The 19584-nt window shown below is 72.1% G+C and carries 20 protein-coding genes; 17 read left to right on the top strand and 3 right to left on the bottom strand.

Annotated elements, in window-relative coordinates:
* Window positions 1-29: 29 nt before the first annotated feature.
* The 4 genes from M4J07_RS24405 (at window position 30) to M4J07_RS24390 (ending at window position 2405) form a co-directional block, all read left to right on the top strand.
* Complete coding sequence (locus M4J07_RS24405; protein ID WP_255975132.1) at window positions 30-1127, top strand: LLM class flavin-dependent oxidoreductase; 1098 nt, start codon at window positions 30-32, stop codon at window positions 1125-1127.
* Window positions 1124-1780: a CE1759 family FMN reductase gene (locus M4J07_RS24400; protein ID WP_255975128.1), complete on the top strand. Its 657-nt coding sequence runs from the start codon at window positions 1124-1126 to the stop codon at window positions 1778-1780. The genes M4J07_RS24405 and M4J07_RS24400 overlap by 4 nt, the downstream gene beginning before the upstream one ends.
* 88 nt (window positions 1781-1868) lie before the next feature.
* Window positions 1869-2141: a type II toxin-antitoxin system Phd/YefM family antitoxin gene (locus M4J07_RS24395; protein WP_255975127.1), complete on the top strand. Its 273-nt coding sequence runs from the start codon at window positions 1869-1871 to the stop codon at window positions 2139-2141.
* Window positions 2142-2405, top strand: a complete 264-nt coding sequence (locus tag M4J07_RS24390) for a Txe/YoeB family addiction module toxin (protein WP_255975126.1) — start codon at window positions 2142-2144, stop codon at window positions 2403-2405. It begins immediately after the preceding gene.
* 17 nt (window positions 2406-2422) lie between these two features.
* Here M4J07_RS24390 and M4J07_RS24385 read toward each other — a convergent pair whose 3' ends face one another.
* Both M4J07_RS24385 and M4J07_RS24380 read right to left on the bottom strand, forming a co-directional pair.
* Entirely contained in the window at window positions 2423-3829 is a 1407-nt protein-coding gene (locus tag M4J07_RS24385; protein ID WP_255975125.1) for a hypothetical protein, read from the bottom strand.
* Window positions 3830-3962: 133 nt separating this feature from the next.
* The gene (locus M4J07_RS24380; protein ID WP_255975124.1) at window positions 3963-5273 is read right to left on the bottom strand and encodes a glycosyltransferase family 4 protein; all 1311 of its coding nucleotides are present in this window, start codon (window positions 5271-5273) and stop codon (window positions 3963-3965) included.
* 176 nt (window positions 5274-5449) lie between these two features.
* Here M4J07_RS24380 and M4J07_RS24375 point away from each other — a divergent pair, with 176 nt between their 5' ends.
* The 4 genes from M4J07_RS24375 to M4J07_RS24360 all read left to right on the top strand — a co-directional run bounded on the left by M4J07_RS24375 (window position 5450) and on the right by M4J07_RS24360 (window position 9373).
* Window positions 5450-6193, top strand: coding sequence for a response regulator transcription factor (locus M4J07_RS24375; RefSeq protein ID WP_374215076.1), 744 nt, complete (start codon window positions 5450-5452; stop codon window positions 6191-6193).
* Window positions 6194-6284: 91 nt separating this feature from the next.
* Entirely contained in the window at window positions 6285-7664 is a 1380-nt protein-coding gene (locus M4J07_RS24370; protein ID WP_308284770.1) for a sensor histidine kinase, read from the top strand.
* An 89-nt stretch (window positions 7665-7753) separates the two neighbouring features.
* Entirely contained in the window at window positions 7754-8620 is an 867-nt protein-coding gene (locus tag M4J07_RS24365; RefSeq protein ID WP_255975122.1) for an LLM class flavin-dependent oxidoreductase, read from the top strand.
* Window positions 8621-8638: 18 nt separating this feature from the next.
* Window positions 8639-9373: a leucine-rich repeat domain-containing protein gene (locus M4J07_RS24360; RefSeq protein WP_255975121.1), complete on the top strand. Its 735-nt coding sequence runs from the start codon at window positions 8639-8641 to the stop codon at window positions 9371-9373.
* On the opposite strand, the gene M4J07_RS24355 is transcribed toward M4J07_RS24360, so the two are convergent.
* Window positions 9352-9930, bottom strand: a complete 579-nt coding sequence (locus M4J07_RS24355; RefSeq protein ID WP_255975120.1) for a hypothetical protein — start codon at window positions 9928-9930, stop codon at window positions 9352-9354. The genes M4J07_RS24360 and M4J07_RS24355 overlap by 22 nt on opposite strands.
* A 227-nt stretch (window positions 9931-10157) precedes the next feature.
* Between M4J07_RS24355 and hemL the strand changes: the two genes are divergently transcribed.
* The 9 genes from hemL (at window position 10158) to M4J07_RS24310 (ending at window position 19564) form a co-directional block, all read left to right on the top strand.
* Window positions 10158-11483 carry a glutamate-1-semialdehyde 2,1-aminomutase gene (hemL, locus tag M4J07_RS24350; protein ID WP_255975119.1) on the top strand — a complete coding sequence of 442 codons (1326 nt, stop codon included), beginning with the start codon at window positions 10158-10160 and terminating at the stop codon, window positions 11481-11483.
* Window positions 11480-12169: a histidine phosphatase family protein gene (locus tag M4J07_RS24345; protein ID WP_255975118.1), complete on the top strand. Its 690-nt coding sequence runs from the start codon at window positions 11480-11482 to the stop codon at window positions 12167-12169. The genes hemL and M4J07_RS24345 overlap by 4 nt, the downstream gene beginning before the upstream one ends.
* Window positions 12170-12330: 161 nt before the next feature.
* Window positions 12331-13575: a hypothetical protein gene (locus tag M4J07_RS24340; protein WP_255975117.1), complete on the top strand. Its 1245-nt coding sequence runs from the start codon at window positions 12331-12333 to the stop codon at window positions 13573-13575.
* A 66-nt stretch (window positions 13576-13641) separates the two neighbouring features.
* The gene (locus M4J07_RS24335) at window positions 13642-14262 is read left to right on the top strand and encodes a TlpA family protein disulfide reductase (protein WP_255975116.1); all 621 of its coding nucleotides are present in this window, start codon (window positions 13642-13644) and stop codon (window positions 14260-14262) included.
* A 6-nt stretch (window positions 14263-14268) separates the two neighbouring features.
* Window positions 14269-15045, top strand: coding sequence for a cytochrome c biogenesis CcdA family protein (locus M4J07_RS24330; protein WP_255975115.1), 777 nt, complete (start codon window positions 14269-14271; stop codon window positions 15043-15045).
* A gap of 3 nt (window positions 15046-15048) precedes the next feature.
* Window positions 15049-16779 (top strand): cytochrome c biogenesis protein ResB, encoded by a 1731-nt coding sequence (gene resB, locus M4J07_RS24325; protein WP_255975114.1) that lies wholly within the window; start codon window positions 15049-15051, stop codon window positions 16777-16779.
* Window positions 16776-17870, top strand: coding sequence for a c-type cytochrome biogenesis protein CcsB (gene ccsB / locus M4J07_RS24320; protein WP_255975113.1), 1095 nt, complete (start codon window positions 16776-16778; stop codon window positions 17868-17870). Before resB ends, ccsB begins: the two co-directional genes overlap by 4 nt.
* A gap of 84 nt (window positions 17871-17954) precedes the next feature.
* A complete protein-coding gene (locus M4J07_RS24315) occupies window positions 17955-18572 on the top strand; it encodes an RNA polymerase sigma factor (protein ID WP_255975112.1) in 618 nt (205 codons plus the stop codon).
* A complete protein-coding gene (locus M4J07_RS24310) occupies window positions 18569-19564 on the top strand; it encodes a CU044_5270 family protein (protein ID WP_255975111.1) in 996 nt (331 codons plus the stop codon). Before M4J07_RS24315 ends, M4J07_RS24310 begins: the two co-directional genes overlap by 4 nt.
* Window positions 19565-19584: the final 20 nt, after the last annotated feature.

Below are 19584 nucleotides of genomic sequence, written 5' to 3'. Positions count from 1 at the left end.
CAGTCAACAACCTGCGGAAGGTGAGCAGCATGCAGTTCGGGATCTTCACCGTCGGAGATGTGACCGTCGACCCGACGACCGGACGCGCGCCGAGCGAGCACGAGCGCATCAAGGCGATGCTCGCCATCGCGCAGAAGGCCGAGGAGGTCGGTCTGGACGTCTTCGCGACCGGTGAGCACCACAACCCGCCGTTCGTGCCGTCGTCGCCGACCACGATGCTCGGCTACATCGCGGCGCGGACCGAGCGCCTGATCCTGTCCACGTCGACGACGCTGATCACCACGAACGACCCGGTGAAGATCGCCGAGGACTTCGCGATGCTGCAGCACGTCGCGGACGGCCGGGTGGACGTGATGATGGGCCGCGGCAACACCGGCCCGGTCTACCCCTGGTTCGGCAAGGACATCCGCGACGGCATCGACCTGGCGATCGAGAACTATGCGCTGCTGCGCCGGCTGTGGGACGAGGACACGGTCACCTGGAAGGGCAAGTTCCGCACGCCGCTGCAGTCCTTCACCTCGACCCCGCGCCCGCTGGACGGGGTGGCGCCGTTCGTCTGGCACGGCTCGATCCGCTCGCCGGAGATCGCCGAGCAGGCCGCCTACTACGGCGACGGCTTCTTCCACAACAACATCTTCTGGCCCGCCTCCCACACCCAGCAGATGGTCAACCTCTACCGCCGGCGCTACGCCCACTACGGGCACGGCACCCCCGAGCAGGCCATCGTCGGCCTCGGCGGGCAGGCGTTCATGCGCAAGAACTCCCAGGACGCGGTCCGCGAGTTCCGCCCCTACTTCGACAACGCCCCCGTCTACGGGCACGGCCCCTCGCTGGAGGAGTTCACCCGCGAGACCCCGCTGACCGTGGGCTCCCCGCAGCAGGTGATCGAGCGGACCCTGGCCTTCCGTGACGTGGTGGGCGACTACCAGCGCCAGCTGTTCCTGATGGACCACGCCGGCCTGCCGCTCAAGACCGTCCTGGAACAGCTCGACCTGCTCGGCGAGGAAGTCGTCCCGGTCCTGCGCAAGGAATTCGCCAACCAGCGCCCGGCCACAGTGCCGGACGCCCCCACCCACGCGGCCCGCGTCGCCGCCAAGTCCGACGCCCCTGAAGGGAGTGCGAAGTGAAGCTCGTCGTCGTCTCGGCGGGACTGAGTTCTCCCTCGTCCACCCGGCTGCTCGCCGACCGCCTCACCGCGGCGACGACGGAGCGCGTCGACGCGGAGGTGGAGGTCATCGAGCTGCGGGACCTGGCCACCGAGATCGCCCAGCACTTCGTCACCGGCTTCCCGCCCGCCCGCCTGGCCGCCGCGCTCGACGCGGTGGCCGCCGCCGACGGCCTGATCGCCGTGACCCCGGTGTTCGCCGCCTCCTACAGCGGCCTGTTCAAATCGTTCTTCGACGTCATCGACAAGGACGCACTGACCGGCAAGCCCGTCCTGGTCGCCGCGACCGGCGGCACCGCCCGCCACTCCCTGGTCACCGAACACGCCCTGCGCCCCCTGTTCACCTACCTGCGCGCCCTGGTCCTGCCCACCGCCGTCTACGCCGCCTCCGAGGACTGGGGCGAAGACGGCCTGGCCACCCGCATCGAACGCGCCGGCCACGAACTCGCCCGCTACATGGCTCCTGCCCGGACTGCCGGCCCGGACGTGGACACCACCGCCGCCATCGCCCCCCGCTCCCTGACCGGCGCCATCACCTCCGTCGACCCCGACAGCGCCTTCGGTACCAACCTGGTGCCGTTCGAGCAACGGCTGGCGGCGTTGCGGGCCGAGTGATCTGGGTACACCTCCTCACCAGACCGGTACGGAATTCCGTACCGGTCTGGTACGGGTTTCCGTACCGTTGAGTGAGAGGAAGTGCGACATGGCCCTGACCGCCAGCGAGGCGCGCCGGGATCTCTTTCCGCTGATCAAGAAGGTCAATGACGACCACGCGCCGGTCCGCATCCACTCCAAGGGCGGCGACGCCATCCTCATGTCGGCCGAGGACTACGACGCCTGGCAGGAGACCATCTACCTCCTGCGCTCCCCGGCCAATGCGCGCCGCCTCATGGAGGCCGTCGCGCGCGACCGTGAGGGCCGCAGCGCGGTCACCAGGACGGTGGACGAACTGCGGAACCTGGCGGGTGAGGAGTGAGTGAGGGACGCCGACTTCGACCCGGCCGCCTGGGAGGACTTCCAGTACTGGCTGGCGGCCGACCGCAAGACGGTGCGCCGCATCGTTCGTCTCATCGGTGAGATCCAGCGTGATCCCTTCACAGGGATCGGCAAGCCGGAGCCGCTCAAGGGCGACCTGTCGGGCTACTGGTCGCGCCGCATCGACGACGAGCACCGTCTCGTCTACCGGGCCGACGACAAAGAGGTGAAGATCCTCAAGGCCCGGTACCACTACAGCGACTGACCGGCTCACCGCTCGGTTCAGGGGCCCAGCGGTCGCAGCCGGTACGGGACCGGCGCCTTCCACGCCGTCCAGCCGGACGTGTGCGGGAGTTCGTACGGGGTCCAGTCGCGGGCGTAGGCCGGCGGGCGGTGGCCCGGTTCGGTGAGGAGCGCCGTGGGGATGCGGGCGGCCCGGCGGAGGAGGGCGGCACGGGTGGTGGACGCGTTGTTGCCCTTGGTCTGGGCCGAGGCGCAGCCCGCCGCGTAGCCGATGGGCAGGGCGCGCGGGCCGGTCACCAGGCAGGGCGGGGTCACGCCCATCGTGCGCAGGCCCCGCGCGGCGGCGACGTACCGGGCGTCGGTCGCCGCGGTCGAGGCGACCTGGCGGTGCAGCACCGTGTACTGGGACGCCAGTTGGAGCGCGGCGACCGTGACCGCGGCGACCGCCAGGGGCCTCGGCCGGCGCAGCCGGCGCAGCAGCACCGCCACCGGGAGCGACAGCAGGGCGTACGTCGGCAGCAGGAAGCGGGGCGCCGAGTAGCCGATGAGCAGCAGGTACGGGACGCTCAGCGCCACCGCGCAGGCCAGCGGGACGAGGCCGGGGGCGGCCCGGCGGTCGCGGACCGCGACGTATCCGGCCGCCGCCGCGAGCAGCGGCAGCGCGAGCCACCACAGAGCGAGTCCGGGCTGGAACGGAGCGCCCGCCGTGCAGGGGCGGCACAGCAGCGGACCGTTCACGGCGCGCCAGGCCGTGCCCAGGTTCAGGTGCAGGCCCATGTCGCCCTCGGTGGCGCTCGACACGCGCAGCCGTTCGGTGACGCCGCCCCAGCGGACGTACGCCTCCACGACCCACTGGGCGAGCCCGGCGGCCAGGCCCGCCGCGAGGTACGGCAGGGCGCGCCGCCGGTCCCGTACGGCCAGGGCGTACGCGGCGAGCGGCAGCACCAGCCACACCGCGTCCGGCGCCCGGAACAGCGCCACCACCGCGACGCACAGGGCGAGCTGCCACCGGCCGCCGCGCAGGAACCAGCCCACGGTGCCGACCGCGCCCAGCGCCACCCACAGGTTGGGCATCGCCATCGGACCGGACAGGACCGTGATCCACAGGCTCGCGAAGAGCAGCGCGGCGAACGCCGTCGTCCGCGTCCCGACCAACGGCCGCCAGACGCGGAACGCCCCGTACAGGGCGGCCGACGACAGCACGGCGAGGCCGATCCGCAGCGCGACCGTGGAATCCGTCACCGCGACGAACGGCGCGGTCAGCAGGCTCGTGCCGCGGGAGCGCGGCGCGCTGAAGAAGGCGGCCGGCTCGCGCGGGTCGTACTGCGACACGTACACGGCCTCGTCCCAGCCGAGGCCGTGCCCCAACCGGGTGACGACGAGCGTGAGTTGGGCCAGGAAGTAGAGCGCCGCGACGGTGGCGAGCCAGCGGTCGCCGGGCGGCACGGTGGCGGGGCGGAAGGCGGACCGCCACCGACTGGATCGGACCGCCTCCCGCCCCGTGGCGGCCCGCCGCCACCGGGACCCGGGGGCCGGAGGTCCTGGTGGGGCGGGCGGTCCTGGGGGCACCGCGCCGGCGTCAGGAATGCCGGGGCCGTGCGGTGCCGTGGGAAGGGGTAGAGCGTCGCCGGTCATCGGGTGTCCCCCCTGGTCGGCCCGGCCACGCACCGCGTGCCGAACGGACCTTTCTGCGTGCCCAGTTGGCGGCCCGGGCACGGAACCGTTGCCATGTACGACGGCGTCGCGAGGCGCGGAGTTGGGTGAAGAGCGAGCCATAGTGCGCGACGATCGGCTGCGGGTCGTAGCGGTGCGCCGACGCCAGGGCCGCCGCGGCCATGGACCTGCGGCCCGGCCCGTCCTCGATCAGGTCGACCATCGCCTCGGCCAGGGCGCGCGCGTCGCCGACCGGGACGAGGCGCCCGTCGACGCCGTCCGTGATGATCTCGGCGGGCCCCAGCGGCGCGTCCGTACTGATCACCGGCACCCCGCAGCGCATCGCCTCCACCAGCGTCATCCCGAACGACTCCGCGTCCGAGGCGCTCACCACGAGCGAGGCCCGGCCGAACTCCGGCTCGATCGGCGACACCGCGCCCATGAGGCGGGCCCGCCCGGTCAGCCCGAGGCCGCTGACCAGATCCCGCAGGCGCTGCTCCTGCGCCCCGCCGCCGTAGATCCGCAGTTCCCAGTCCGGTTCCTTCACGGAGACCGCGGCGAACGCCTCCAGGAGCAGGTCGTAGCGCTTGCCCGGGGCGAGCCGCCCCGCCGCCGCGATGATCTTCGACGTGCCGTCCGAGGGCGGCACCGCCGCCGGCGGCACGATGTTCGGCACGGCCAGCACCCGCACCCCCGGCAGCGGCATCCGCGCCCGGTACACGGCCGCGTCGGCCTCCGTCATCGTGACGACCGCGTCGAGCGACCGGTAGTGCCGGGCCAGGACGGTGCGCAGCTTCTTGCCGTGCGCGTCGTGCCGCAGGTGCTCCTGGGCGATCCGCAGCGCCCGCCGCGGCCCCCACAGCGCCAGGTAGACGTTGAGCCCCGGCCGGGTGCCGATGACGACGTCCGCGTCGCAGCGCTCCGTCAGGTACGCGCGGGCCCGCCGGTCGTGCAGCAGCGTGTACTGCTTGTACCGCTTCTCGGCGGCCGGAAAGTCCCGTGCGGGCTTCCCGAACGCGGACTGCCGGGTGTCCGGGCTGCCGTCCCGCGTGTCCACCAGCGGCACGAGCGCGACGCGCGGGTCCACGGCGAACCGGGGGCTCTCCCGGTGCCGCGACATCGACACGATCTCCACCTCGTGGCCGCCGTGCTCGGCGAGCGCGGCGGCCAGGTTGAGGGTGGTGCGCACCGTGCCGCCGATGGCGTACGCGTTGTGCAGCAGGAACACGATCTTCATGCGTACTGCCTTCCCCGGCGGGCTCCCCGGTGCCGTCCCCGAGACGCCACGGGCGGCGCTCGGTGTACCTCGATGTACCTGATGTACGGCGCCAGCGTGCTGGTGGCAGGTAAGCCGCGCTTCCGCGCCGGGTGAGAGGCGGGTAAGAAGCCCTTTGGCGGACGCCTGATCAGGGGATGCGCACAGATGGCGGGGGCACACTGGGCAGCGTGCCGACACCCGCTCCCGCCCCGACCGTGCTGCTCGCCGAGGACGACCGCGCCATCCGCAACGCCCTGGCGCGGGCGCTGACCCTGGAGGGCTACGTCGTGACGGCCGTCGCCGACGGCGTCGAGGCGCTCGCGTCGGCGCACCGCTCCCGCCCCGACGTCCTCGTCCTCGACGTGATGATGCCGGGCATCGACGGCCTCCAGGTCTGCCGGGTGCTGCGCGCCGAGGGCGACCGCACCCCGATCCTGATGCTCACCGCGCTCGTGGAGACCCCGGACCGGATCGCGGGCCTGGACGCGGGCGCCGACGACTACGTGGTGAAACCGTTCGACGTCGAGGAGGTCTTCGCCCGCCTGCGCGCCCTGCTGCGCCGCACCGCCCCGGCCGACCGCCCCGAGGAACCCGATGCGCAGGGCGTCACCGCCGCCGACCTGCGCATCGACCCGGCCGCCCGCCGGGCCTGGCGCGGCACCCGGGAGCTGGAGCTCACCCGCACCGAGTTCGACCTCCTGGAACTGCTGGCCCGCAACAGCGGCATCGTCCTCGACCACGCCACGATCTACGACCGCATCTGGGGCTACGACTTCGGGCCGGGCTCGAAGAACCTGGCGGTCTACGTCGGCTACCTGCGGAGGAAGGTCGACGAGCCGCACGGGATGCCGCTCATCCACACGGTCCGGGGCGTCGGCTACGTCCTGCGGGAGGGCTGAGGTGCGCCCCTTCAGAGGGACGGGCGACCGCCCTCGACCGGCACCCGCAGGACCGAGACGTACCCCCCGGAGCCTGCGCACCAAGCTCGCCGTGTCGTTCGCGGCGGTGGCCGCGGGGGTCACCGCCCTCGTGGGCTTCCTCTCCTACGACTCGGCCGCCCGGCTGGTCCGCGTCGACCAGCAGGCCGTCTTCGGCGAGGTCGTCCACGACCTGCGCAGCCAGGTCCGCCAGCAGACGCTCGCCCCGGACGACTTCACCTCGGGCGACCCCGACCACGACGGCCCCCGCGACGACCTGACCCGCCCGGCCGGCACCGACGTGCAGGTCCTCGGCCCCGGCGGCCGGATCGTCGACAAGGGCAGCCCCCGCCTCCCGGTCGACGCGGCAGCGGTCAGGACCGCCGACGCGCGGACCGCGGGCGTCCTCGCCGAGGACGACGACGTGGAGATCGACGGGGACGAGTACCGGATGGCCACCGTGTCGCTCGGCGGCGGGCGCGGCGCGGTGCAGGTCGCGCAGGAGTTCAGCGACACCGAGGACCTGCTGCGGGAGCTGCAGCAGCGGACGCTGCTGTTCGCCGGGGCGGTGGTCGTCGCGGCGGGCCTGTTCGGCTGGTGGCTGGCCCGCCGGATCACCTCGCGGCTCGTCCGGCTCGCCGAGACCGCGGAGGACGTCGCCTCGACCGGCCGGCTCGACGTCGCGGTGCCGGTGGAGGGCGGCGACGAGGTCGGCAGCCTGGGCCGGTCCTTCGACCGGATGCTGGGCCGCCTCGCCCGCTCGACGGAGGACCAGCGCCGGCTCGTCCAGGACGCGGGCCACGAGCTCCGTACGCCGCTGACCTCGCTGCGCACGAACATCTCCCTGCTGCGCCGGATCGAGGAGCTGCCGCCCGCGGCCCGCGAGGAACTCGTCGCCGACCTCGCCGACGAGTCCCGCGAACTCACCGACCTGGTCAACGAGCTGGTGCACCTGGCGGCGGGCCGGGAGAGCGACGAGGCGGTCGTCGAGGTGGCCCTCGCCGAGACCGCCGAGGACGTCGCCACGCTGGCCAGGCGACGCACGGGCCGCACCGTCACCGTCCGCACCGAGGGCGACACGACGATCGAGGGCCGCCCCGCGCAGCTCCAGCGCGCCCTGTCCAACCTGGTGGAGAACGCGGCCAAGTTCGACGTCGACGGCCGGCACCCCATCGAGATCGCCGTCACCCGGGTGACGAGCGGCGGCGTCCGCGTGGAGGTCCTCGACCGCGGTCCCGGCATCGTCGAGGAGGACCTGGACCGCGTCTTCGACCGCTTCTACCGGGCGCCCGCCGCCCGCAGCCTGCCCGGCTCCGGTCTCGGTCTGTCCATCGTGCGGGAGGTCGCGGCGGCGCACGACGGGGTGCCGTTCGCGGCCCGGCGGGCCGGCGGGGGAGCGGTGATCGGGTTCACGGTGAAGGGCGCCCGGCGGCCCGCGCCCGGCGGTGGCTGACGGGAACCCCGGGCCTGACGGCAGCCGTGCGCTTGACGGGAGCCGTCAATCCGGTGGCCGTCCCGCACGCCCCGGGCCACGATGCCGTCATGCGCTTCTCGATCAACATCCCGAACTTCGGTGACTTCGCCGACGCCCGCACCGTCGCCCGCACCGCGGTCGCGGCCGAACAGGCGGGCTGGGACGGCCTGTTGGTGTGGGACCACGTCGTCCACGACAAGCAGGTCCAGCGGGGCAAGCCGTTCGCCGACCCGTGGCTGCTGCTCACCGCGGCGGCCCTCGCCACGTCCCGGCTCCGCGTCGGCCCCCTGGTCGCCGCCGTGCCCCGGTACCGGCCCGAGCAACTCGCCCGCCAGGTCGCCACGTTGGACGCGCTCAGCGGCGGCCGGGTGGTCTTCGGGGCGGGGCTCGGCGGGCCCGCCGACGACGAGTACGGCAGCTTCGGCGACACCGTCGACCGGACCGTGCACGCCGAACGCCTCGACGAGGGCCTTGAGTTGCTCACCCGCTACTGGTCGGGCGAGACCGTCGACCACGACGGCGCCCACTACCGCGTACACCGGACCCAGCTGCTGCCGGCCACCACGCAGCAGCCCCGGCCGCCCGTCTGGATCGGCGGCTTCTGGCCGAACCGCCGGCCGATGCGCCGCGCGGCCCGCTGGGACGGCGCGGCCCCGCTGTTCGCCGACGCGCTGCACGGCGTCCCGCCGCGCCCCGACCAGCTGGCGGACGTCGTCGCGTACGTGCGCAAGCACCGCGAAGTCACCGACGCGCCCTTCGAGTTCGTCGTCGGCGGGCTCACCCCCGCCGACCGGTCGGGGGCCCTCGACGTCGTCGGCCCGCTCGCCGACGCGGGCGCCACCTGGTGGGACGAACGACAGCTGCAGACGGGCGGGTTCATCGATGCGTACGAGGCCGTGCTGAGGCGCATCGAAGCGGGTCCGCCGCGGCTGTGATCCCGTTACTGTGCCGCCATGGGTGGGGATGATCAGCGGCCGGAGCCGCCTGCGCGCGTGTACGGCAACCGCTTCGCCGGGGAGGGGCCGAGCGCCGTCGACCGGTGCGACTGCTTCGCGGGGCCCGGCCGCCCCGTGGAGCTGCACACCGACCGGCAGGACACCTCGGCCCCCGGCTGGCTGCGCCTCCTCGAGCTGGTCGAGGAGGCGGCGGCCGACGGCCGCGAGGTGTTCCGGCCGCTCACCGAGCTCGCCCCGGACGAGCGCCGCCAGATCGTCACGCTCCCGCCGACGATCGCGAAGCTCACCGAGGTCAGGCACTTCCTCCTGTACGGCAGCAACCTGGTGCGGATCCCGCCGGAGATCGGCGCCATGACGGGCCTGGAGCAGTTCGACCCGTACACCTCGTACCGGCTGCACTGGTTCCCGTACGAGATCACGCGCTGCGCCGGGCTGCGCGACAGCACGGTCAGCACCCGGGCCCTGTACGGCAACTTCAAGTACCGCCCGCCGTTCCCGCGGGTGTCCCGGCGGCCGCAGCCGGTGCCCGCCGGGCGGCGCTGCAGCGTCTGCGACACGGAGCTCGCCGACGGGCGGGCGCTGTGGGGGTGGGTGTCACGGCAGGTGGCCACGGACGTGCTGCCGCTGCTCGTGCAGGCCTGCTCGGCCGCGTGCCTGGACGCGGTGCCGGGGCCCGTGCACCTCGGCGGTCCGGTGGACCCGGAGACCGGTCAGGGCCAGACCAGGCAGTAGGCCTGGTGGCCCGCGTCGTGCAGCCGGTGGCTGAAGTCCTGCCATTCGTGCAGGAGTTGGTACACGTTGAACGCGTCGCGGGGGCCGCCGCGGTCCGGGACCGTCGACCAGATGAACGCCGCCGCGCCCACCGACTCCTCGCCGAGCCCGCGCAGCGGGTCGACGACCGTCATGGGGAGCTTGACCACCGCGTAGTCGGGGTGGAGGACGACCAGTTCCAGCGGCGGGACCTTGTGCAGGGGTATGCCCTCTATGCCGGTGAGGACCATCGCGGCCATCGTCTCCGGCTTGATCTTGGTGAACATGCCGCCCATGCCCAGCTCGTCACCGCCGAGCTCCTCGGGGCGCATGGAGATCGGGACGCGGGCCGCCGTCGCGCCGTCGGGCGCGCCGAAGTATTTGTACGTCACCCCCACCCGGCCACCATTCCCGCTCGCGCTCCCGCTTCCGCTCCCCGCCGCCATGCCGCGGTCGTCGCGCCGGTGCTTCCCCCGCCGGGCACGCCGGGGGCCCAGGTCATCGGTCCCCTCACCCAGTCCGCCGCCACCGCGATGCATATCTCCACCCGACTGCTGTTCCAGGGCGCCACGCCCTTTTCTAGGCCGCGCGACCGCCGACGCGCAACCCGATCATCGTGTCAGTGACCTCCCCCACGGTCACTCGCCGAAACGTCGGGACGGAACAACTGCGCGAGTGCCGGCCCACGGGGTTCTGATACGCAGAGTCTAGGGCGCCGCGGGTCCGTGCGGAGGGGGCCGAGTGGACGGGCCGTACGCTGAGAGGCATGGCAGAGGCGAACAACACCCCCTATCCCTATGAGGCACCCGTTTCGCAGGGGCTCTTCGACCGTGCGGCCGTGGTCACTCCCGGTGGCGTGAACTCCCCGGTGCGTGCGTTCCGCGCCGTCGGCGGTACGCCCCGGTTCATGGTGTCCGGTACCGGTCCGTACCTGACGGACGCCGACGGACGCGAGTACGTCGACCTCGTCTGCTCGTGGGGGCCGATGATCCTCGGCCATTCCCACCCGGAGGTCATCGCGGCCGTGCAGGCGGCCGTCGCGCGCGGTACGTCCTTCGGCACGCCGGGTGAGGGTGAGGTCGCGCTCGCCGAGGAGATCGTCGACCGGATCGCTCCGGTCGAGCAGGTCCGGCTGGTGTCCAGCGGCACCGAGGCCACCATGTCCGCGATCCGGCTCGCCCGCGGCTTCACCGGCCGCGCCAAGGTGGTCAAGTTCGCCGGCTGCTACCACGGGCACGTCGACGCGCTGCTGGCCGCCGCCGGCTCGGGCGTCGCCACGTTCGGCCTGCCGGACACCCCGGGCGTCACCGGCGCGCAGGCCGGCGACACGATCGTCCTGCCGTACAACGACATCGAGGCCGTGCGGGCCGCGTTCGCCGCGCACCCCGGCGAGATCGCCTGCGTCATCACGGAGGCCTCGCCCGGCAACATGGGCGTCGTGCCGCCCCGCGACGGCTTCAACGCCGGGCTGAAGGCGGTGTGCCAGGAGAACGGCGCGCTGTACATCTCCGACGAGGTGATGACCGGCTTCCGTACGTCGAAGGCCGGCTGGTTCGGCGTCGACGGCGTCGTCCCCGACCTGATGACCTTCGGCAAGGTCATGGGCGGCGGCTTCCCGGCCGCGGCCTTCGGCGGCCGCGCCGACGTGATGGCCCACCTCGCCCCGGCCGGTCCCGTCTACCAGGCGGGCACCCTGTCCGGTAACCCGATCGCGACCGCCGCCGGACTCGCCCAGCTGCGGCTGCTCGACGACGCCGCATACGCGAAGGTCGACGCGGTCAGCGAGCAGCTGCGCGGCCTCGTCACCGAGGCGCTCACCAAGGAGGGCGTCGCGCACCGCGTGCAGAACGCCTCCAACATGTTCTCCGTGTTCTTCACCGAGGACGAGGTGCGCGACTACGACGGCGCCAAGGCGCAGGAGTCGTTCCGCTTCACCCCGTTCTTCCACTCGATGCTGGCCCAGGGCGTCTACCTGCCGCCGTCGGCCTTCGAGTCCTGGTTCGTCTCGACCGCCCACGACGAGCGGGCGGTCGAGCGCATCGCCGCCGCGCTCCCGGCTGCCGCGCGGGCGGCTGCGGAGGCCACGGCATGAGCGTAAAGAGCAACGACGACATCACCGTCGTCCACCTCATGCGCCACGGCGAGGTGCACAACCCGGAGGGGATCCTGTACGGGCGGCTGCCCGACTACCACCTCTCCGACCTCGGCCGGCGGATGGCCGACCGGGTCGCCGAGCACCTGTCCTCGCGCGACGTCACGCACGTCGTCGCCTCCCCGCTGGAGCGGGCGCAGGAGACGGCGACGCCGATCGCCAAGGCGCACGGCCTCGACCTGGACTCGGACCCGCGGCTGATCGAGGCGGGGAACGTGTTCCAGGGCAAGACCTTCGGCGTCGGCGACGGTGCGCTGAAGAACCCGGAGAACTGGAAGCACCTCGTCAACCCGTTCAAGCCGTCGTGGGGCGAGCCCTACATCGACCAGGTCGTCCGGATGATGGGCGCGCTGGACGCGGCGAAGGACGCGGCGCGCGGGCACGAGGCGGTCTGCGTCAGCCACCAGCTGCCGATCTGGATCGTGCGCAGCTACGTGGAGAAGCGGCGCCTGTGGCACGACCCGCGCAAGCGGCAGTGCACGCTCGCCTCGCTGACGACGTTCACGTACCGGGGTGACAAGATCGTGTCCGTCGGCTACACCGAGCCGGCCCGCGACCTCGTCCCCGCCCACCTGCTGGCCGGCGCCAAGCCGGTCAAGGGCAAGGACAAGGCGTTCGGCGCCTGACGGCTCGGACTCCGCGCGGACCGCCGTCAACCGGTGGTCCGCGCCGTTCCCCCACCAAAACACCGCAAATACGTCCGACTTATCGGAACCTGCGTGTTTGTCGCGCCCTCTAACTGTGTGCCCGTCATGAATGGGTGCACGGCGCGACGAATGGGGACGGTATGCGCGATGTCAGTCGCAGGGGACTAATCGGAATCGGTGCAGGTACGGCTGCGGCCCTGGCACTGGCCGGCTGCGGATCGGGCACCGGCGAACCCCCGACCGTCACGCCCGGCCGGCAGGGCCACCCCGGCCCGCCCAGGAAGCCGGCGGGCAAACCCATCGGTGACGGCTCGACGTCGTACACCGGCAGGCAGCCGCACCAGCCCGCCGCGCCCGAGAGGCTCGAACCGGGCCAGAAGCCACCGCAGTTCGTGATCTTCTCCTGGGACGGCGCGGGCGAGGTGGGCAACGGACTGTTCCCGCGCTTCCTCGACCTCGCCCGGGACCACGGCGCGCACATGACCTTCTTCCTCTCGGGCCTGTACCTGCTCCCGGAGTCGAAGAAGCGCCTCTACCACCCGCCGAACAACGCGGTGGGCGCCTCCGACATCGGCTACCTCACCGACGCCCACATCGAGGAGACGCTGAAGTACGTCCGCCGGGCGTGGCTGGAGGGCCACGAGATCGGCACGCACTTCAACGGCCACTTCTGCGCGGGCACCGGCACCGTCGCCAACTGGACGCCCGCGCAGTGGCGCAGCGAGATCGACCAGGCCACCTCCTTCGTCAAGGAGTGGCGGACGAACACGGGCCGGCACGACCTGCCCTCGCTGCCCTTCGACTACGACAAGGAACTCGTCGGCGGCCGTACGCCGTGTCTGCTCGGCCAGAGCAACCTGCTGCCGACCGCCCGCGAGCTCGGCTGGCGCTACGACGCGTCCTCGCCCGGCGGCCGCCAGCGCTGGCCGGACAAGAAACAGGGCGTGTGGGACCTGCCGCTGCAGGCCGTCCCGTTCCCCGGGCGCAGCTTCGAGGTCCTGTCGATGGACTACAACATGCTGGCGAACCAGTCGCTGAACACCACGCGTGCGCCGTCCTACAACTATCCGGGCTGGCGCAAGCAGTCCGCCCAGGCGTACATCTCCGGGTTCCGGCGGGCGTACGAGACGAACCGGGCGCCGTTCTTCATCGGCAACCACTTCGAGGAGTGGAACGGCGGCATCTACATGGATGCCGTCGAGGAGGCGCTGAAGCACATCGCGGGGACCGCCGAGAAGCACGGGGACGTGCGGCTCGTCTCGTTCCGCCAGTTCGTCGACTGGATGGACGCGCAGGACCCCGAAGTCCTGGACAAAATGCGCACATTGGACGTCGGTCAGCGGCCCGCGCAGGGCTGGAAGAAGTTCCTCGCAAACCCCTCCTGAAGTGGCCTTTTCTCGCCACGAGGGGGGTGCGGAAGATCCCCTAAACAGACATGCGAAACTTTTCACATGAGTGCCGCCTGCCGCGCCCCCCGCACTGCCGCGACCACGCGCCGCGCCGCCAAGCTGACCGTAGGAGCCGCCGTCGCGGCCCTCGCGCTGACGGCGTGCAGCTCGGGCGGCACCTCGGGGGGCGGCAACAACACGAACTTCGTGACGAACTCCGGAGGCATCTCCACCGTCAAGCAGGGCGACCGCCACGACGCGCCCGTGCTGGCCGGAAAGGACCTCAGCGGCAAGGCCCTGAGCACCGCGGACTACAAGGGCAAGGTCCTCGTCGTCAACGTCTGGGGCTCCTGGTGCGCGCCCTGCCGGGCCGAGGCGAAGTACTTCGCGAAGGTCTCCGAGCAGACCAAGGACCAGGACGTCCAGTTCATCGGGATCAACACCCGTGACCCGCAGTCCGACCAGGCCATCGCCTTCGAGAAGGACTACGGCGTCACCTACCCGAGCTTCTACGACCCCTCGGGCAAGCTGCTCCTCAAGTTCGACAAGGGCACGCTCAACCCGCAGGGCATCCCCAACACCCTGGTCATCGACCGCGACGGAAAGATCGCCGCGCGCTCGCTGCAGGCGCTCAACGACAAGAAGCTGCGCGAGATGATCGACCCCGTCATCGCGGAAAAGTGATCGGCGGTGTCCCCCACACTCGTCGCGCTCGCCGCTGAGGACGGTCTCAACCACACCGTCTCCAGCGGTGCCCTGCTGCTCGCCGTCCCGGTCGCCGTCCTCGGCGGCCTGGTCTCCTTCTTCTCGCCCTGCGTCCTGCCGCTCGTCCCCGGCTACCTGTCCTACGTGACCGGGGTCAGCGGCACCGACCTGGTCGAGGCCCGGCGGGGGCGGATGGCGGCCGGCGCCGGCCTCTTCGTCCTCGGCTTCACCGCCGTGTTCGTCTCCGGCGGCGCCCTCTTCGGCTACTTCGGCTCGACGCTCCAGGAGTACCAGGACGTCCTGACCAAGGTCCTCGGCGTCCTCATGATCCTCATGGGGATCTTCTTCATGGGCTTCATGCCGTGGATGACGCAGCGCGAATTCCGCTTCCACAAGCGGCCGGTGACCGGCCTGGTGGGAGCCCCGGTCCTCGGCGCCCTGTTCGGCATCGGCTGGACCCCGTGCATCGGTCCCACGCTCGCCTCGGTCAACACCCTCGCGTTCCAGGAGGGCAGCGCGGGCCGCGGCGCCATACTGATGGTCGCGTACTGCATCGGACTCGGCGTGCCCTTCGTGCTCGCCGCGATCGCCTTCCGCAAGGCGCTCGGCGCCTTCGGCTGGGTGAAGAAGCACTACGCCTGGGTGATGCGGATCGGCGGCATCATGATGATCCTGACCGGCGTCCTGCTGCTCACCGGGGTCTGGGACAGCCTCGTGCAGCAGATGCAGACCTGGTCCAACGGCTTCACGGTGGGAATCTGATCCATGAGCAAGACGACGAACGACCGCAAGCCCGCCGAGCAGGAGTCGGCGGCGAGTGCGGAGGCCACCGAGCTCGAAGCCGCGTCCCAGCTGAGCACGGCCCCCACGGAGGACCGGGCGCCCACCCTGCCCAAGCTCGGCGTCATCGGCTGGGTGCGCTGGTTCTGGCGGCAGCTGACCTCGATGCGGGTCGCGCTGATCCTGCTGTTCCTGCTCTCCCTCGGCGCGATCCCCGGCTCGCTCATCCCGCAGACCGGCACGGACCCGCTCAAGGTCGAGGACTTCGAGAAGGCGCACACCACCCTCTCCCCGATCTACGAGAAGCTCGGGCTCTTCCACGTCTACAGCTCGGTGTGGTTCTCCGCGATCTACATCCTGCTGTTCGTCTCGCTGATCGGCTGCATCGTCCCGCGCACCTGGCAGTTCGTCGGCCAGCTCCGCGGCCGCGCACCGGCCGCGCCCAAGCGCCTGACCCGGCTGCCCGCGTACGCGACGTGGCGCACCGAGGCCGCCCCGGACGACGTCCGCGCGGCCGCGCTCACGATCCTGAAGAAGCGCCGCTACCGCTCGCACGTCGCCGGTGACGCCGTCGCCGCCGAGAAGGGCTATCTGCGCGAGGCCGGCAACCTGATCTTCCACATCGCGCTGATCGTGATGCTGATCGCCTTCGCCTGGGGCCAGCTGTTCAAGTCCGAGGGCGGCAAGCTGATCGTCGAGGGCGACGGAGGCTTCTCCAACACCCTGTCGATGTACGACGACTTCAAGTCCGGCAGCCTCTTCGACACGGACACCGACCTCGCCCCGTTCAGCTTCCAGCTGGACAAGTTCGTCGGCACCTACGAGCGCAACGGTCCCAACAAGGGCACCCCGCGCACCTACCGCGCCGACGTCACGTACAGCGAGGGCACCGACGGCAAGGACAAGAAGACCTCGATCGAGGTGAACAAGCCCCTCGAGATCGACGGCACCAAGGTCTATCTGAACGGCCACGGCTACGCGCCGACGGTCACCGTCCGCGACGGCAAGGGCAAGATCGTCTCCCGGCAGTCCGTCGCGCTGCTGCCCATGGACTCCAACGTCACCTCCAGCGGTGCCATCAAGGTCATGGACGGCTACCGCGACAAGAACGGCAAGAAGGAGCAGCTCGGCTTCAACGCCTTCTTCGTGCCGACCTTCGCGGGCTCCGGCAAGGGCGACATGTTCTCCCAGTTCCCCGCGCTCGACTTCCCCGTCCTGGCGCTGTCCGCGTACCACGGCAGCCTGGGTGTCGACTCCGGCATCCCGCAGAACGTGTACCAGCTGGACACCTCCAAGATGAAGAAGTTCAAGGACTCCAAGGGGGAACTGCTCAAGAAGCGGCTGCTGCCCGGCGAGACCATGAAGCTGCCGAACGGCGCCGGCTCGATCACCTTCGAGAAGGACGTCAAGGAGTGGGCCAGCTTCCAGATCACCCACCAGCCCGGCGACGGCTGGGCGCTCACCGGCGCCGTCGCCGCGATCTTCGGTCTGGCCGGCTCCCTGTTCATCCAGCGCCGCCGCGTCTGGGTGCGGGCCGTCCGGGGCGCGGACGGGGTGACCGTCGTCGAGATGGCGGGCCTCGGCCGCAGCGAGTCCGCGAAGCTCCCCGAGGAGCTCGGCCACCTGGTCGACCAGTTGCACACCGAGGCGCCCAGCGCCCCCGAAACCCCCGACTCATCCACAGCTGTTCCTGCCGCCGAAGGGGCTGAGAAGTGACTCTCGCCGCCGCAGCCAACGAGAATCTGGCGCACACCAGTAACGTCCTCATCTACTCGTCCATGGCCGTCTATCTGCTGGCCTTCTTCGCGAACATGGCCGAGTGGATCTTCGGCAGCCGCAGCAAGGTGGGCCGCACCGCCGCCGCCCTGACCGGCAAGGCCGGGGCCGCCGCGGCCGCGGGTGCCGCGCCCGCCGTCACGGTGCAGCAGAAGAACGGCGGCACGGCCGTCCTGGAACGGCCCCAGGTCGTCACCCGCGCCGCCGCCGGCGCCCGCGACGTACCGGACGGGCCCGGTGCCTCCGGCGGCGACGAGCAGGGCGACCTCTACGGCCGCATCGCCATCTCGCTCACGGCGCTCGGCTTCCTCGTCGAGCTCGTCGGTGTGGTCACCCGGGCGCTCTCGGTGGAGCGCGCCCCGTGGGGCAACATGTACGAGTTCAACATCACGTTCTCCACGGTCGCCGTCGGCGTGTACCTCGCGCTGCTCGCGCTGAAGAAGAACGTCCGCTGGCTCGGCCTCCCGCTGGTCACCACGGTCCTGCTCGACCTCGGTCTCGCCGTCACCGTCCTGTACACCGCCAGCGACCAGCTGGTGCCCGCGCTGCACTCGTACTGGCTGTACATCCACGTCTCGACGGCGATCTTCTGCGGCGCGGTCTTCTACGTCGGCGCGGTCGGCACGATCCTGTACCTCTTCAAGGACAGCTACGAGAACAAGCTCGCGAGCGGCGGCAAGCCCGGCCGGTTCGCGACCTCCGTCATGGAGCGGCTGCCCGCCTCGCAGTCCCTCGACAAGTTCTCCTACCGGGTGAACGCGGCCGTCTTCCCGCTGTGGACGTTCACGATCATCGCGGGCGCCATCTGGGCGGGCGACGCCTGGGGCCGCTACTGGGGCTGGGACCCCAAGGAGACCTGGTCGTTCATCACCTGGGTCGCCTACGCCGCCTACCTGCACGCCCGCGCGACGGCCGGCTGGAAGGGCCGCAAGGCCGCCTACCTGGCCCTGATCGCCTTCGCCTGCTGGATCTTCAACTACTACGGCGTCAACATCTTCGTCACCGGCAAGCACTCGTACGCCGGGGTGTGACGCGCAACTCCCGTACACCGAAGGCCGGTTCCCTGTGACGCACGTCACGGGAACCGGCCTTCGCCGTACGGACAGTTGAAGGGTGTGGAGACGGAGCAGGGGGACCGGTCCGCGCTGCGGGCGCGGATCAGGGACGGCGACGCCGGGGCGTTCGCCGAGCTCTTCGACGCGTACGCGCGCAGCGTCCACAACCACGCCTTCCGGCTGACCGGCGACTGGTCGGTGGCCGAGGACGTCGTCTCGCTGACGTTCCTGGAAGCGTGGCGGCTGCGCGCCCGCACCGCCCCGGACGGCGGCTCGCTGCGCCCATGGCTGCTCGGCATCGCCACGAACGTCACCCGCAACACCCGCCGCACCGCCCGCCGGCACGCCGCGGCGCTGTCCCGGGTCCCGCCGCCCGAGCCGGTCCGTGACATCGCCGACGACGTCGCGGGCCGCCTCGACGACGCCGCGTACCTGCGCGCCGTCCGCACCGCCGTGCACCGGCTGCGCCGCGCCGAGCGGGAGGTGCTCGCCCTGTGCGTCTGGGGCGGCCTCGACTACGCGGCCGCCGCCGAGGCCCTCGGCATCCCCGTCGGCACGGTCCGCTCGCGGCTGTCCCGGGCCCGGGCCCGGCTCACCGAGGAACTCGCCGCCGGGCCAGGACAGACGAAGGGCGACCGGTCGTCCGCGGCCGGGCCGCCGAAGGAGGGACGCCCATGACCGCCATCCCGCCGTCCCACGACCGGGACCTGCCGCCGGGCCGCCACCGCGCCCGGCGGGAACACCTGCTGCGCGAGATCGCCCCGCAACGGCCGGCACCGGTACGGCCGTCCTGGCGCCGGCCGGCCTTCCTGGCCTCGGCCGCCGCCGCGGCGCTGACCATCGCCGTGGTCGTCGGGGTCACAGTGACGCGGGACGCCTCGTCCGTCCGGCCGGAGGGCGGTACGCACGGCGGCGCGGCGAGCGGCGCGCCGAGCACGGCGACGAGCTCGCGGGACGCCGCGAAGCTCCTGGAGCGGATCGCCGACCGGGCCGAGCGGCGCACCGCGCCCCCCGCCGCCGACGACGAGTTCGTCTACCTCAGGCGCGTGGCCTACTACTGGAAGACGGACCCGGACAAGAGGCCCGGCGGTGACTGCGCCACGACGAGCGAGGGCCACGAGCACGGCCTGGTGGAGCTGTGGGTGTCGGCCGACGGCGAGCACACCGGCCTGCGCCGGGAGCGGGACACCGGCGGCCGTCCGGTGGACCGGCCGATCGTCAGGAACGGCCAGTACACGGACACGTCGTACGCCAGGGCCCGGAAGCTGCCCACCGACACCGCCGGCATGGCGCGCTGGCTGCGCGCGCGGGGCGGCGCCGGCGACCGCGCCACGTTCGAGAACGCGGGCCGGCTGCTCAGCACGTCGTGGCTGCCGCCGCGGGTCGAGGCCGCGGTGTACCGGGCGCTGGCCCGGCTGCCCGGACTCCTCGTCGTCGACGCGGCGAAGGACGCGGCGGGCCGCACCGGTGTCGCCGTCGCGCTGCCCGCGGAACCCGGCACCCGGGCCGAGCTCGTCTTCCGCGAGAAGGACCTGTCGTTCCTCGGGGACGCCACCGTCGACACGGCCGCACCGGCGAACTCCTGCGACACCCTGCGGCCCGGCGACGTCGTCGTCGGCACCGCCCTGATGGGCCGCGCGATCGTCGGCACCCCCGGTGAAACCCCCTGACAGCGGCCGTGCGACGGGTA

Source organism: Streptomyces longispororuber (genome assembly GCF_024448165.1).
In the GTDB taxonomy this organism is placed as follows: Bacteria; Actinomycetota; Actinomycetes; order Streptomycetales; family Streptomycetaceae; genus Streptomyces; species Streptomyces longispororuber_A.
This window is presented reverse-complemented; position numbering and strand designations above follow the sequence as displayed.

Bases quoted from the DNA above. Each gene is read 5' to 3' on its own strand.
- resB (WP_255975114.1), top strand. From the start codon at position 15,049: ATGAGCAAGACGACGAACGACCGCAAGCCCGCCGAGCAGGAGTCGGCG.
- M4J07_RS24360 (WP_255975121.1), top strand. From the start codon at position 8,639: ATGGGTGGGGATGATCAGCGGCCGGAGCCGCCTGCGCGCGTGTACGGC.
- hemL (WP_255975119.1), top strand. From the start codon at position 10,158: ATGGCAGAGGCGAACAACACCCCCTATCCCTATGAGGCACCCGTTTCG.
- M4J07_RS24340 (WP_255975117.1), top strand. From the start codon at position 12,331: ATGCGCGATGTCAGTCGCAGGGGACTAATCGGAATCGGTGCAGGTACG.
- M4J07_RS24345 (WP_255975118.1), top strand. From the start codon at position 11,480: ATGAGCGTAAAGAGCAACGACGACATCACCGTCGTCCACCTCATGCGC.
- M4J07_RS24355 (WP_255975120.1), bottom strand. From the start codon at position 9,930: ATGCATCGCGGTGGCGGCGGACTGGGTGAGGGGACCGATGACCTGGGC.
- M4J07_RS24395 (WP_255975127.1), top strand. From the start codon at position 1,869: ATGGCCCTGACCGCCAGCGAGGCGCGCCGGGATCTCTTTCCGCTGATC.
- M4J07_RS24310 (WP_255975111.1), top strand. From the start codon at position 18,569: ATGACCGCCATCCCGCCGTCCCACGACCGGGACCTGCCGCCGGGCCGC.
- M4J07_RS24405 (WP_255975132.1), top strand. From the start codon at position 30: ATGCAGTTCGGGATCTTCACCGTCGGAGATGTGACCGTCGACCCGACG.
- M4J07_RS24365 (WP_255975122.1), top strand. From the start codon at position 7,754: ATGCGCTTCTCGATCAACATCCCGAACTTCGGTGACTTCGCCGACGCC.
- M4J07_RS24335 (WP_255975116.1), top strand. From the start codon at position 13,642: ATGAGTGCCGCCTGCCGCGCCCCCCGCACTGCCGCGACCACGCGCCGC.
- M4J07_RS24380 (WP_255975124.1), bottom strand. From the start codon at position 5,273: ATGAAGATCGTGTTCCTGCTGCACAACGCGTACGCCATCGGCGGCACG.
- M4J07_RS24375 (WP_374215076.1), top strand. From the start codon at position 5,450: ATGCGCACAGATGGCGGGGGCACACTGGGCAGCGTGCCGACACCCGCT.